Genomic DNA, 13646 nt, shown 5'->3' on the forward strand with positions numbered 1-13646 from the left:
GTATTATCCCACCTTTTAGTGCTTTTGTAAAGATGCCTTGTCCCAAGAATTGCTTTAAATAGTCTTTTTAATGATAAATTTGTTAGATTATGATAACCTAAATTTTTCCAAAATATCTCCTGGTAACCCCTTACTTTAATAAAACATAATCTATATATTGAGAATATTAGAAATATTATAATTATTCATTAATACAGGAGGTATAAAACATATTTATGGAAATGCAAAATCTCTTTTCAAGTATACCTAATGGCCCTACTGGCCCTTGCTGGCCTTATTGGCCTTACTGGCCTTGGCCTTATTGGCCTTGCTGTACAGGCCAAGTCGGTGCAACAGGGGCTACAGGCGCAAGCGGTCCCGTTACTATTATTATACTTGCAGATCAAACGGGAAGCACTGGACCAACAGGTCCTACCGGCCCATCAGGAGGAGGTGCTGCCGGGCCTACCGGGCCTACTGGTGCAAGCGGTCCCGTTACTATTATTATACTTGCAGATCAAACGGGAAGCACTGGACCAACAGGTCCTACCGGCCCATCAGGAGGAGGTGCTACTGGGCCTACCGGGCCTACTGGTGCAAGCGGACCTGTGACAATTATTATACTTGCAGATCAAACGGGAAGCACCGGATCTACAGGGGCTACAGGTGAAACCGGGGCTACAGGCGCTACGGGTGAGACTGGAGCCACAGGTGCCATGGGTGAGACCGGAGCCACAGGCGCTACAGGTGCCACTGGTGAAACCGGGGCTACGGGTGCTACGGGTGAAACCGGAGCCACAGGTGCCACAGGAGAGACCGGGGCTACAGGTGCTACGGGTGAAATCGGTGCAGCAGGTGCTACTGGTGAAACCGGAGCCACAGGTGCCACAGGAGAGACCGGGGCTACAGGTGCTACGGGTGAAATCGGTGCAGCAGGTGCTACTGGTGAAACCGGAGCCACAGGTGCCACGGGCGAAACTGGTGCTACGGGCGCTACAGGTGAAACCGGCGCTACAGGTGCCACAGGAGAGACCGGGGCTACAGGTGCTACGGGTGAAATCGGTGCAGCAGGTGCTACTGGTGAAACCGGAGCCACAGGTGCTACAGGTGAAACCGGGGCTACGGGGGCTACGGGTGAAACCGGAGCCACAGGTGCCACGGGCGAAACTGGGGCTACTGGTGCCACGGGTGAGACTGGTGCCACGGGCTCTACAGGTGAAACCGGGGCTACTGGTGCCACAGGAGAGACCGGGGCTACAGGCGCTACAGGTGAAACCGGCGCTACTGGTGCCACAGGAGAGACCGGAGCTACTGGTGCCACGGGCGAAACTGGGGCTACTGGTGCCACGGGTGAGACTGGTGCTACGGGCGCTACAGGTGAAACCGGCGCTACTGGTGCCACAGGAGAGACCGGAGCTACTGGTGCAACGGGTGAAACCGGGGCTACCGGCGCCACGGGTGAGACAGGTGCTACAGGTGCCGATGGCGCCGGTGCCATAATACCTTTTGCATCCGGAGACACCATTACCATGACCACTATAGCGGGAGGACTGGTAGGAACCACGAGCCTTGTAGGATTCGGAAGCTCCGCCTCGGGAATAAGCCTTGTAGGGGGACTTATTGACATTACGGGCACTGCTCTGGGGCCATTAATAAACTTTGCTTTCTCAGCCCCCAGAGATGGCACCATTACGTCAATAGCAGGCTTTTTCAGTAACACCGTAGCTCTGGGGCTTGTAGGTACAACCATAACCATTACGGGACAGTTGTTCAGTTCTGCTACACCGGATAACACATTTTCTCCTATTCCGGGTGCCGTGGTAACATTGGCTCCGGCCCTCACAGGCGTAGTTGGACTTGGTGCTACCAGCAATGGTATTACTACCGGGCTGTCTATACCGGTAACTGCCGAGACACGCCTTTTAATGGTATTCTCGGCAACAGCCGCAGGAGTGAGCCTGATAAATACTGTAACAGGCTATGCAAGCGCAGGAATTACCATCGTTTGATGCATGAGCTTGCAGCAGTATAATTGAATTTTATTTCAATAAAATATTTTAAAAGCATTTTTGTTAAGGCTGTCGAATTTTTTCGGCAGCCTCCTTATTCTGTTTAACATGTCCTATAATAAATTTATAGTCATATTTTTCTAAAAAACTTTCGGCGGGTAACAGATTATACTTAATTCACATAACCTATATATTAGAAATATTATAGCTAATTGATAGAGGGGAGAGTAAAATTAATTTATGGAAATAATTAATCAACCTGATCCCGGTATACCAGATAATGAATACTCACATGATGAAAATTATTTCGGTGAAATACAGGGCGTATCTGAGGCAAATGAGTATAATACACGATCTAACGGAGCAAGCGGCCCCGTCACAATTATAATAATTGCGGATCAGACAGGCAGTACCGGGCCCACAGGACCTACAGGACCCGAAGGACCCGCAGGAACCGGCGCTACCGGACCTGTCACAATTATAATAATTGCGGATCAGACAGGCAGCACAGGGCCCACAGGGCCTACAGGACCCGCAGGCACCGGGGATACCGGCCCAACCGGCCCAACCGGGGCTACCGGCGCTACCGGAGCAAGTGGACCTGTCACAATTATAATAATTGCGGATCAGACAGGCAGCACAGGACCTACAGGACCCACAGAGCCTACAATAAAAGGAAAACAAAACTCCCTTTTTAAATGTGGTTCACATTAAACCACACTAATTAATATCGGCTTCTATAAATTGGGTTATCCTGCTTATCTCATCGGCAAATTTAAACTTAACGCTGATATTTCTGTTTTCATGTATAATGATACAGTTAACCAATTCTATCAAGACATCCCTTGTTAGCCTGTCGATGTTGTGATGCTGCCAGAAGTGAGCTAAAAAAGGATTTTCAGCGTCAACGCCTTTTTTAAGCTCAGCATTCTCATTTTCGAGTGTTTTGATGATCCGTTCAAGTTCTGCAGTTTGCTTTTCGTAATTCTCCTTCATATTACAGTAATCTGCGCGGGAGATTTCACCGTCCTTCCAATCCTGCCAGGCTGCCTGTTTATACCGCTCTGCCTTCGCGAGCTCTTTATGGTTTTGTTCCAAGGCATTGACCAGCTTTACAGACTTACTTTTCATCAAATGTACTTTGCTGATGTTGGCAACGGTTGTTGAATAATTTACCGCAATATATATCTGCTGTTGAATAGCATGGAGCACAGCCGCTTCCAGCTTGTCGTGCTTGATGGAATGCTTGCTGCAAGCTGTTTTCGATTGTTCCTTATAGGTACGGCAGAAATAATAAACCTTACCCTTAACCTGACTTCTGGCCATTGCCTTGCCGCAATCAGCACACCGCAGGAAGCCGCTGAAAAGATAGAGCTTTTTTTGCTGTGGGCCTGTTCGGGTATCCTTCTTGAGCAGCTCTTGTACCTTTTCAAAAGTTATCCGGTTAACGATAGGCTCATGGGTATTTTTTACTACATACCATTCCTCCTCCGGCACTCTTTCCTGTACATGGATTTTATAGCTTTTAACACGCCATTTTCCCTGAATCATATCCCCGCAGTATATGCCGTTGCTTAGTATATTTGTAACGGAGGCAGCCGTCCACAGCGGCATTTTAGCAGGGTCAAGCCCAGGATATGTGAATTTCAGCCCTTGTATTTCTCTCTTATAGGCCGCCGGGCATAAAACTCCATGCCGGTTTAGAGTATGTACAATGAAGCTTTTGCTCATGCCGTCTAAAAACATATTGAATATGTCTCGGACAACAGCAGCGGCAACCTCGTCAATAACCAATGCGTTATTGTCCTTCGGGTGCTTGATATAGCCGAACGGGGCAAAGGAGCCTATATGCTTTCCATTGCTCCGCTTCATATTAAAGACCTGACGCACCTTATCGGAGGTTTCCGCACAATGATTTTCGTTAATCACACCCTGTATAGGTACAGCAATGCTCCGCATATTCCGCGGCTCCTTATAACTGTCAAGAGGCTGATGAAACAGTGAGATAAAGCGGATATTGTATCTTGGAAACCAGTCCTCTAAATAGTAGCCCTGATCGCTGTAATTGCGAAAGGAACGGGCAAGGTCTTTAACAATCACACAGTTGATGCGCCCGTTTGTGATATCTGTCAGCATTTCCTGAAAGCTGTCCCGTTCGTCGTCTGTCGTGCCTGATATTCCATCATCAACATATTCCTTGACAATAATGTATTCGTCGCCATCGTTAAAGCCAGCAATATGCTGTTCTATAATAGCCCGTTGATTTGCAACGCTTTCCGATTCGTCGTAGCTTGAGGAATCTTCGCGCGATAAACGAATATAAACAGCTATTTGCCATATGTTGAATTTGACCTGTTTATGCTCCGTTACATTAACCCGGCTTTTCCGTGGCATTTTAAGACTCCCTTCCATAGAATTAAGCTCATAGCATACCGCTATAGCGCAGTGCAAACAACGAGTACAGCCGTACAGGCCGGCCTTACAGACCGCCCTTCTTGCGCTTGAGGAGGCTGTCAAACACATCTTGAAGAACAGGAGCATTATCTAAAAACTCAAGCTTTACTCCTATATCTCCTACGCGAAAGCAGTAAGGATTTTTAGTTATTGCCCATATCCGGGCGGCTCTTTGCTCCTGCGGCACAGTGGTATCAAAAGTAAGCCCGCTAACGTCAACCAGCTTCTCTTTATTGACTGTCTCGATACCGATGCTTGCCAGCTCTGTAACCGGTATGCGCTTTTGCATAAATAATCGCCCCCCTTTTCATATTTATGAATTCTCTTGATTGTCCTATGAAAAATAAGGAGACATAGCATCTAATAAGACGCTATGTCTCCTTATTTTTTCACACCACTTATAATTTTGGTGCTTGTCCGGCTTTATTGCTATCAGATTTGTCCCTCCAACCCCGTGGCCAAGGCCTTCTTCTTAGCTATCGCAGCCAGACGCTCAGTGCAGGCAAGTAATACTAAAGCACAGGCCAGAAGCACGTAAGGCATCAACGAAAAGGAAACTCGTGAAAAAAGCTGTCCAAGCACAGGGGGCATTAACGTAGTTCCAGAGTAAGCAAAAGCCATCTGCAATCCCATTGTTGCCTGTGCATTCCCCTTCCCAAAATAGACAGGCGTCTGATGCAGCATGGATGGATAAATAGGTGCAAGCCCTATTCCGATAACGATTAGGGCACATATCGTAACCACCACAGGCAGAGGCAGCAGCATAAAAACAACACCCACGATGATAAGAACAGTTCCGATGCGAATAAGAGCCTCATTACTGAGCTTAATGGAAATAAAACCGCTTAGCATACGTCCGGCAGTGATACCCAAAAAGAATAGTGACATCCATCCCGCCGCACTTACAGGCAGTATGTTTTTTATCTTGACCAGATAGCTGGCTCCCCACAGTATCATTAAGGCTTCAACTGATGTGTACAGGAAAAAGCCTACCATAGCGAAGGCAGCTCCCTTTTCTCTAAGCGGTGCGAACAATCCGTGCCTTGCCTTGTCACCCTGAGTCGGTTCTGTGTGCCCGTTAGACGGGCTTTCATATTTTTTCCACATAAAAAGGGAAAGCAGCAGCAGAACAACCAAAACAAACTGTATCATTGATATGCTAAAATAACCGCTTCTCCAATTATGGCCCGACCGCGTTAAAGCAGATATCAGAACAGGCCCAAGCATGGCACCCACACCCCAAAAGCAGTGCAGCCAATTCATATGCTTGGCCTCATAGTGTTCTGCCACAAACTCATTCAGACCGGAATCTACTGCTCCTGCCCCAAGTCCAAGTGGAACAGCACATGCCAGCAGCCAGGGAAATGACGGGGATATAGAAAAGCCAAGCAGCGCAACAGCCGTCATAGCGACGCTTGCGACTGTGACCTTGCCTGTGCCGAACCGATGAATCATGCGATGTGAGAATAAGCTGGAAACAATAGTACCGCCGGATACTATCATAGAAACGAAGCCCGCACTCCCCACAGCAACCCCAAGATCCGCATTCATAATAGGCCATGAGGAACCGAGCAGCGAATCTGGAAGCCCCAGACTAATAAAGGATAAATAAATCAATGCTAAAAAAATCATATAAAACCACCTGCCAGATGTTTATTTGTTTTGTTATTATAACAGCTAAAATAAGCCATAAAATAAACATATTTCAAATTTGAGATAAAGTCAATAAGTAAATTATAATTAAAATTCCCCTTTCCTCTTGCGGTTTTCCTTTAATTATAGGCGCGACCGGACCTGCGGGCACAGAGGCTACCGGCCCAACCGGGGCTACGGGGGCTACTGGTGAGGCCGGTGCTACTGGAGCCACTGGTGCGACCGGGGCCACAGGTGCTACTGGTGAGGCCGGGGCTACGGGTGCAACCGGCGCCACAGGCGCTACGGGTGAAGCCGGGGCTACGGGTGCCATTGGTGAGACCGGGGCCACAGGTGCTACTGGTGAGGCCGGGGCTACGGGTGCAACCGGCGCCACAGGCGCTACGGGTGAAGCCGGGGCTACGGGTGCAACCGGCGCCACAGGCGCTACGGGTGAAGCCGGGGCTACTGGGGCTACAGGCGAAACCGGCGCTACTGGCGCTACTGGTGAAGCCGGGGCTACGGGTGTGACCGGTGCCACTGGTGCTACGGGTGAGACCGGCGCTACTGGGGCTACGGGCGAAACCGGCGCTACTGGCGCTACTGGTGAAGCCGGCGCTACGGGTGTGACCGGTGCCACTGGTGCTACGGGTGAGACCGGCGCTACTGGGGCAACGGGTGAAACCGGGGCTACTGGGGCAACGGGTGAAACCGGGGCTACTGGGGCTACAGGCGAAACCGGCGCTACTGGTGCCACGGGTGAGACCGGCGCTACTGGTGCAACGGGTGAAACCGGGGCTACTGGTGCTACGGGTGAGACCGGGGCTACTGGGGCTACTGGGGCTACGGGTGAAACCGGGGCTACTGGTGCTACTGGTGAAACCGGGGCTACTGGGGCTACGGGTGAAACCGGTGCTACGGGTGAAACCGGGGCTACTGGGGCTACGGGTGAAACCGGTGCGACTGGTGCTACTGGTGAAACAGGAGCTACTGGTGCTACTGGTGAAACCGGGGCTACTGGGGCTACTGGTGAAACAGGAGCTACTGGTGCTACGGGTGAAACCGGGGCTACTGGGGCTACGGGTGAAACCGGGGCTACTGGGGCTACAGGTGAAACCGGCGATACTGGTGCCACGGGTGAAACCGGGGCTACTGGGGCTACGGGTGAAACCGGGGCTACTGGGGCTACGGGTGAAACCGGTGCTACTGGGGCTACAGGTGAAACAGGAGCTACTGGTGCTACTGGTGAAACCGGGGCTACTGGTGCAACGGGTGAAACCGGTGCTACGGGTGCTACTGGTGAAACCGGGGCTACTGGGGCTACGGGTGAAACCGGTGCTACGGGTGCTACTGGTGAAACAGGAGCTACTGGTGCTACTGGTGAAACCGGGGCTACTGGGGCTACTGGTGAAACAGGAGCTACTGGTGCTACTGGTGAAACCGGGGCTACTGGGGCTACGGGTGAAACCGGTGCTACTGGGGCTACAGGTGAAACCGGCGCTACTGGTGCCACGGGTGAAACCGGGGCTACTGGGGCTACGGGTGAAACCGGCGCTACTGGGGCTACAGGTGAAACCGGCGCTACTGGTGCAACGGGCGAAACCGGTGCTACTGGTGCAACGGGCGAAACCGGCGCTACTGGTGCTACGGGCGAAACCGGGGCTACTGGTGCTACGGGCGAAACCGGCGCTACTGGGGCTACGGGTGAAACCGGGGTTGCCGGAGCATTTACACCTGTATATGCTTATATAAGCAATATATCAGAGCTGGAATTAGATCCCGACGAAGGTATAGTAACGTTCAGTAATGGGGGATTTCTCTCTCCTACAGGCGTGACACACTCTGCCGGAAGTCCTCTTGTAACTCTTACTGTTACAGGAGATTATGATGTGCGTTTTTCTACAACAACTATAACCACACAAAATCAATTTGGCATATTCTTCACCATTTCTGGAGGAGAACCTGTTTTAGTTGAGAATTCTATATATGGTCTTACAGGAACAATTGGTCAGAACCAGGGTGAAGTATTCTATACAGTTACAGGAGACGGCGACTTCTCCCTTCGCAACCTGTCTACGGGAGTTGTAACACTGGCTGCATTAAACGGAGGAACCTACAGTGACGTAAACGCATCCATGACAATATTAAAATTGAACTGATTCCGTACAGTTCGCGGGAGCTCTCTTAATTTATATAAGAGGGCTCCCATACTAATTTAACCAATTACATTTTGTGTGAGGTGATTAAGTGATAACTGTCAGCTTATGTATGATTGTAAAAAACGAACAGGATACGATAGCAAGATGTCTGGAATCTGTAAAGGATATTGTAGATGAAATAATAATAGTGGATACAGGGTCTACTGATAAGACTAAAGACATTGCCAATGCTTTTACATCTAAAATCTATGACTTTGAATGGATAGATGACTTTTCTGCAGCCAGAAACTACTCTTTTTCAAAAGCAGAAATGGATTATATTATGTGGCTGGACGCTGATGATGTAATTTTAGAGGAAGACAGAATAAAATTTATAAAAATGAAGGAGATTCTCCCACAGGATGTAGATATAGTAGTAATGCAGTATAACACTGGCTTTGACCATATGGGCAACGTTATAATGTCCTTCTATAGAGAACGTATTTTTAAAAGAATACGAAACTTCAAATGGAACGACTGTATACATGAGTATATATGTTTAACAGGAAATATTACCTGTGTAAATATTTGCATAACCCACAAGAAAATACACAGTGAAGCAGGAAGAAATTTACGAATATTTGAGAAATTAATTTCACAAGGCTCGGAGCTAAGTGTCAGAAATCTTTTTTATTATGCCCGGGAGCTTTTATATAATGGAAAAACGGATGACGCAATAGTGTATTTCAATAAATTTCTGGATACTGAGCAGGGATGGGTTGAGAATAAGATAAATGCCTGTGATGACCTTGCTAAATGCTACTTAATGAAAAACGACAGAAAAAATGCTCTTAAGGCTATGCTCAGAAGCTTTGGGTATGGCATACCCCGTGCCGAAATATGCTGTCAGCTTGGATATTACTACATGCATGACAATGACTATAAAACTGCTTCTTTTTGGTTCGAGCTGGCCACCCGTCTTGAAAAGCCCGAATATAGTCTGGGATTTGTTCTGCATGACTTTTGGGGATATATTCCAAACATAGAGTTATGCGTATGTCATTTCAAGCTGGGGAATATTAAAGAATCCTTAAAATACAACAATAAAGCTGCGGAATATAAGCCTGATGACCCCTCTGTCCTGTATAATAAAAGCTTTTTTAAGTCTATCTCCTGCAATGAGCTTTAAAATGTTTTTTGCTTCGGTGCAGTGCGGGTATCCTTTTTAAAAAGCTCCTGCACCTTAGCAAAATCTTGATGTTTGTTGTTATATTTCATGTCAATTACAATGGCTAATTTTCCTGTTGTTTTATCGTCCTTTTTCATGTAGTCACCTTGATACTTTAATATCCCCGTTTCGAGTTTCCAGTTTTATGGTTATTTCAGGGGAAGTGCCAACGGTTCCGTCGGCGGTGTTATCCATAACAGCAAGCTGGTCTGCAAAAGAGGTATGAATAGAGCCTTCTTTGGTTGTTGCTGAAAATTTGAAAGCAAGCTCTTTAGGAAGCGTTACCGTAAGGGTTCCGTTTTTAGAGTATGCGGAAATATCTCCATTCACATCGGCAAATGAAATCTCTATGGAACCCTCCCCGGAGGCATTAAAGGAACCGAAACCATTCAGTTCAGAAGCGGTCAGCTTTCCACCCTTTGATTGATAGCTGATAGTTCCGTTTATCTGATTCATTGAAGTCGTGGCGTTGGCAGTCTGTATGTTTACCCCGTCTGCTTCAATATTTTTAAAGCTCAAACTGCCGTTTGTACTGATAGCCTTTACATTTGATGCCTTTGTATTTGATACTGCCACTACGCCGCTAGTCGTATCAACACTGAAATCGCCTGATAAATTCAGAGCAATGTCCGAATTGATTGTTCCGCTTGTAGAGTGTAGGGATAAGCTATCCGTAGAGTTCTGCGGAATATAAATTTCAATGTACGATTCAAAACTGGAACGTCTTGGCCTATCCCCCTCTGTAATCAACAATTCACCGTTTTGAGTAGAGGTTCTGGCGTAATAGCTTTTTTTATCCTCGTTCATATATTCTTTTAATATCGCCTTGCCATTGTCACTTTCCAAAACATGAATATCATCTGCGTCATAATCAAGCCTAATGCTCTCAAAATCTCCGATATCGAATGTAAGAGTGTTTACGAGTGCGGTCACCTTTTGTCCTTCACACCCTGATAAAATCCCTATGAGTAAAAAAACTACACAGACGAATAAAATTAAATTGCGTTTCATAAAAAACTTCTCCTTTCACCAATTGAACCATTCATTTAATTAAGCTGTATTTTTTTTACTGAGCGTTTGCTCCGTAAAAATTTTATCTCTTGTATGCGTGAAGCAGGTTATCCATGCATATGCTTTTAGCTGTTTGGGCCGTAATATTCTTTTGTATTTCGAAAGCGTCATTTGTTATGTGCATTCCCCACCATGACAGGGTTTCGATGATTAAGCGTGTAACATACTCCGGAAGTTCCACCTGACGGAAGGTTCCGTTCTGCATGTATTGTGTGATATACGATAGAACCTGATTATAAAATTTCTGTCGGTATTCCCTATAGTAATCCGTCAGCTTTCCTGAGTCGTTGGGGTTTTTTTCAATGAGTAAGCAGCCTATTCCGTACTTTGAAATCACATCAAATGCATCGGATAACATTTGCTCCAAAGGATAATTTGTAATGTCGTCAAGACGATCAGAAAATGCTTTTGTATTCTGTTCAAATGCTTCCATGATTTCGTTATCCAAAGAATTGAATAATTCGGAACGAATTGGTAATTCAAATTCCTGTGTAACAAACGCTGGATCAATTGTTCCTTTGAGAAGAAAACTCAATATATCTCTTTTGCCTGTAAAGTAGACATAGAGCATACCAGTTGACAAGCCAATTTCCTTTGCTATATCTTTCATTTGTGTCCGCGCATACCCTTTGTTGATAAATAAATGACTAGCTGCGTCAAATATCAATTTCATTCTATTTTCCATCGCGCTCACCTCTTTAATTGAACCGTTCATTCAACCGTTATTGTATTACTTTTTTTGCTAAAGGTCAAGGCGTTTTATGGAACGAAATCTAAGATAACAGCTTCGGTGATTTTTATGCTGTCAGAAAGAACATGAAAATAGTTCTCTTTTTCCTGCATAGTAAAGCTCCTTTTTTTGTTGAATAAATAACGTTAGGTTGTTATAATTTAGTTGAGTTTAGGATATGAGGTGGAATAATGCTTTGGATAGTAATAGTATTGATTGCGCTGGCAATTATTTTGATGTACTTTGCAATACCCGGAGGTAGACTTTGGAAGCAATACCTGACGGATGTAAAAAGTTCTTTAATCGATACGAATAAGCAAAGAAACATGCAAAGTACATTTACGGAAGATAGTGTTGCCGGATTGCCTGCTCTGCTTCGCCAGCACATAATCAATGGGCACTATATGGAAAAACCCTTTATGGATAACATGCTGATATATTTTCACAACACAAAGTTTCGTATGTCGGCGGGCAAAAAGCCAATTAAAATTAAATTCATGCAGGTTAATTTTGTAAACAGACCAGACAGACACGCTTTCTTGACAGGACGAATCGCCGGGATTCCATTGCAGGCTAAAGACAGCGTACTGGACGGATTCGGTTCTATGACAGGTGTGCTTGCCAAGCAGTTCCAGCTTTTCCGCTCTACTGGGGCAGAAATGGATCAAGGTCAGTTGATAACGGCATTGGCAGATGCAGTATATATGCCGTCCTTGTTTTTACAGGAGTATGTGTCATGGAAAGTCGTTGACGATTGCACCGTTGAAGGTGAGATTTCATGGAAGGGCGTTACTGCTAAAGGAAGATTTACTTTTGACAATAATGGCAGCATTATACGTTTTGATACCAATGACCGATATATGGATAAAAACGGGAAGAGCAGCTCGCTGGTGCCGTGGTATGTAACCTATTCTGATTACAAAGAGCAGAATGGCTACTTTCAGCCGGGAAGCGTTAGCGTAAGTTGGATGCTCTCGGATGGTGACGACACATATTTTGTGAGCGACCACATTGAAGTTCAATACTCAATAAATGAAGTGAATGCACGACCGGGGCTGCGGGCAACGGTGCCATAATACCTTTTGCGTCCGAAGATACGGCAACGCTTTTATAAGGCTTAAGGCTGCCTGAATTTTTTCGGCAGCCTTAAGCCTTCATTAATTTCATGTCACAAAATCCCTGACTTCTGCATATATTATCTTGAAAATATATGCCTTTTGAAAAGCAAACATATCACAATGCTTATAGGCTAATCAGGAGGGGTTTAGTGGCAACATTCAGCTTATGTATGATTGTAAAGAATGAAGAGGATACTCTGTCAAGGTGTTTGGAAACTGTAAAAGACATCGTGGATGAAATAATTATAATAGATACCGGCTCCACCGATAAGACAAAGGAAATTGCATCGGAATTTACGTCCAGAATATATGATTTTGAGTGGATAGACGATTTTTCAGCCGCAAGAAACTATTCCTTTTCAAAAGCGACTATGGACTATATTATGTGGCTGGACGCAGACGATGTAATTCTCGAGGAGGATAGAAAAAAGCTTAAGAAGTTTAAGTCAATCATGGACAAAAGCATAGATATAGTGATGATGAAGTATAACGTCGGGTTCGATGCCAGCGGCAAGGTTACCCTGTCCTACTTCAGAGAAAGGCTTTTCAAAAGAGCCAACAACTATACCTGGAATGACCCTATTCATGAGCATATACCGGCTTGGGGAAAGGTAATAAACTCTGACATATGTATAACCCATAAGAAAATACATGCGTCTCCCCCGCAAAGAAACCTTAAAATCTTCAGAAAAATGATTGAGGAGGGAAAGCCCTTAAGCCCCAGAAACCTCTTTTACTGCGCAAGAGAATTCTATCATAACGGCCTTTTTGACGATGCCATAGAATACTTTAACAAATTTTTAGACTCGGGGCAGGGCTGGGTGGAGGACAATATAAGCGCGTGCTTTGACCTGTCAAAATGCTATAGTGAAAAAAAGGATACCGAGAGCTCTTTAAAAGCCCTGTTCAGAAGCTTCCAATACGAAGTGCCAAGGGCGGAAATTTGCTGTCAGATAGGCTATTACTTTAAAAATATAAAGCAATATGAAAAGGCCCTTTTTTGGTTTGATCTTGCGCTGAATTTAAAAAAGCCTCAAGATAGCTGGGGATTTATTTTACATGACTACTGGGGCTACATACCTTTAATGGAGCTGTGTGTATGTCACGACAGGCTGGGCAATCACGACGCCGCTATGAAATGCAATGACTTGGCAGGAGAAATAAAGCCCAATGATTCAGCAGTGTTATATAACAAAAACTACTTCAATAACTTGAAAAAAGAACAGAAATAAAATAAAACAAATAAAATGGACATTTTGATCTCTTAAGTCAAAATGTCCATTTTAT

12 protein-coding genes are annotated in these 13646 nt (G+C 45.7%); 6 read left to right on the forward strand and 6 right to left on the reverse strand.

The window, feature by feature from the left end; all coding sequences use genetic code 11:
* The first annotated feature begins 215 nt into the window (after positions 1 to 215).
* Together DFR58_RS09595 and DFR58_RS22490 are read left to right on the forward strand one after the other, a co-directional pair.
* Positions 216 to 1988, forward strand: a complete 1773-nt coding sequence (locus DFR58_RS09595) for an exosporium glycoprotein BclB-related protein (protein ID WP_114297624.1) — start codon at positions 216 to 218, stop codon at positions 1986 to 1988.
* A gap of 240 nt (positions 1989 to 2228) precedes the next feature.
* Positions 2229 to 2702 (forward strand): collagen-like domain-containing protein, encoded by a 474-nt coding sequence (locus tag DFR58_RS22490; protein WP_278278806.1) that lies wholly within the window; start codon positions 2229 to 2231, stop codon positions 2700 to 2702.
* 6 nt (positions 2703 to 2708) lie between these two features.
* On the opposite strand, the gene DFR58_RS09605 is transcribed toward DFR58_RS22490, so the two are convergent.
* The 3 genes from DFR58_RS09605 to DFR58_RS09615 all read right to left on the reverse strand — a co-directional run bounded on the left by DFR58_RS09605 (position 2709) and on the right by DFR58_RS09615 (position 6074).
* Entirely contained in the window at positions 2709 to 4382 is a 1674-nt protein-coding gene (locus tag DFR58_RS09605; protein WP_114297625.1) for a recombinase family protein, read from the reverse strand.
* Positions 4383 to 4467: 85 nt separating this feature from the next.
* Positions 4468 to 4731: a DUF6870 family protein gene (locus DFR58_RS09610; RefSeq protein WP_114297626.1), complete on the reverse strand. Its 264-nt coding sequence runs from the start codon at positions 4729 to 4731 to the stop codon at positions 4468 to 4470.
* 143 nt (positions 4732 to 4874) lie between these two features.
* A complete protein-coding gene (locus DFR58_RS09615) occupies positions 4875 to 6074 on the reverse strand; it encodes an MFS transporter (protein ID WP_114297627.1) in 1200 nt (399 codons plus the stop codon).
* 527 nt (positions 6075 to 6601) lie between these two features.
* Between DFR58_RS09615 and DFR58_RS09620 the strand changes: the two genes are divergently transcribed.
* Positions 6602 to 8233 (forward strand): ICP22 family protein, encoded by a 1632-nt coding sequence (locus DFR58_RS09620; protein WP_242987517.1) that lies wholly within the window; start codon positions 6602 to 6604, stop codon positions 8231 to 8233.
* Between the two features lie 88 nt (positions 8234 to 8321).
* Positions 8322 to 9401: a tetratricopeptide repeat-containing glycosyltransferase family 2 protein gene (locus tag DFR58_RS09625; RefSeq protein WP_114297628.1), complete on the forward strand. Its 1080-nt coding sequence runs from the start codon at positions 8322 to 8324 to the stop codon at positions 9399 to 9401.
* On the opposite strand, the gene DFR58_RS21835 is transcribed toward DFR58_RS09625, so the two are convergent.
* The 3 genes from DFR58_RS21835 to DFR58_RS09635 form a co-directional block, all read right to left on the reverse strand.
* Positions 9398 to 9538, reverse strand: coding sequence for a hypothetical protein (locus DFR58_RS21835; RefSeq protein ID WP_170138102.1), 141 nt, complete (start codon positions 9536 to 9538; stop codon positions 9398 to 9400). The genes DFR58_RS09625 and DFR58_RS21835 overlap by 4 nt on opposite strands.
* A 4-nt stretch (positions 9539 to 9542) precedes the next feature.
* Complete coding sequence (locus DFR58_RS09630) at positions 9543 to 10451, reverse strand: DUF4097 family beta strand repeat-containing protein (protein ID WP_114297629.1); 909 nt, start codon at positions 10449 to 10451, stop codon at positions 9543 to 9545.
* An 82-nt stretch (positions 10452 to 10533) separates the two neighbouring features.
* On the reverse strand, positions 10534 to 11226 hold the full coding sequence (locus tag DFR58_RS09635; RefSeq protein WP_341457396.1) for a TetR/AcrR family transcriptional regulator: 693 nt from the start codon (positions 11224 to 11226) through the stop codon (positions 10534 to 10536).
* A gap of 206 nt (positions 11227 to 11432) precedes the next feature.
* On the opposite strand from DFR58_RS09635, the gene DFR58_RS09640 reads away from it, so the two are divergent.
* Entirely contained in the window at positions 11433 to 12317 is an 885-nt protein-coding gene (locus DFR58_RS09640) for a DUF6544 family protein (RefSeq protein WP_114297631.1), read from the forward strand.
* 191 nt (positions 12318 to 12508) lie between these two features.
* Positions 12509 to 13591, forward strand: coding sequence for a tetratricopeptide repeat-containing glycosyltransferase family 2 protein (locus DFR58_RS09645; protein ID WP_114297632.1), 1083 nt, complete (start codon positions 12509 to 12511; stop codon positions 13589 to 13591).
* Positions 13592 to 13646: the final 55 nt, after the last annotated feature.

This window comes from Anaerobacterium chartisolvens, assembly GCF_003337415.1.
Lineage (GTDB): Bacteria > Bacillota > Clostridia > Acetivibrionales > DSM-27016 > Anaerobacterium > Anaerobacterium chartisolvens.

What these genes read in the sequence shown, in the direction of transcription:
- DFR58_RS09595 (WP_114297624.1), top strand. Translation starts at nt 216, where the DNA reads ATGGAAATGCAAAATCTCTTTTCAAGTATACCTAATGGCCCTACTGGC.
- DFR58_RS22490 (WP_278278806.1), top strand. Translation starts at nt 2,229, where the DNA reads ATGGAAATAATTAATCAACCTGATCCCGGTATACCAGATAATGAATAC.
- DFR58_RS09605 (WP_114297625.1), bottom strand. Translation starts at nt 4,382, where the DNA reads ATGCCACGGAAAAGCCGGGTTAATGTAACGGAGCATAAACAGGTCAAA.
- DFR58_RS09610 (WP_114297626.1), bottom strand. Translation starts at nt 4,731, where the DNA reads ATGCAAAAGCGCATACCGGTTACAGAGCTGGCAAGCATCGGTATCGAG.
- DFR58_RS09615 (WP_114297627.1), bottom strand. Translation starts at nt 6,074, where the DNA reads ATGATTTTTTTAGCATTGATTTATTTATCCTTTATTAGTCTGGGGCTT.
- DFR58_RS21835 (WP_170138102.1), bottom strand. Translation starts at nt 9,538, where the DNA reads ATGAAAAAGGACGATAAAACAACAGGAAAATTAGCCATTGTAATTGAC.
- DFR58_RS09630 (WP_114297629.1), bottom strand. Translation starts at nt 10,451, where the DNA reads ATGAAACGCAATTTAATTTTATTCGTCTGTGTAGTTTTTTTACTCATA.
- DFR58_RS09635 (WP_341457396.1), bottom strand. Translation starts at nt 11,226, where the DNA reads ATGAACGGTTCAATTAAAGAGGTGAGCGCGATGGAAAATAGAATGAAA.
- DFR58_RS09640 (WP_114297631.1), top strand. Translation starts at nt 11,433, where the DNA reads ATGCTTTGGATAGTAATAGTATTGATTGCGCTGGCAATTATTTTGATG.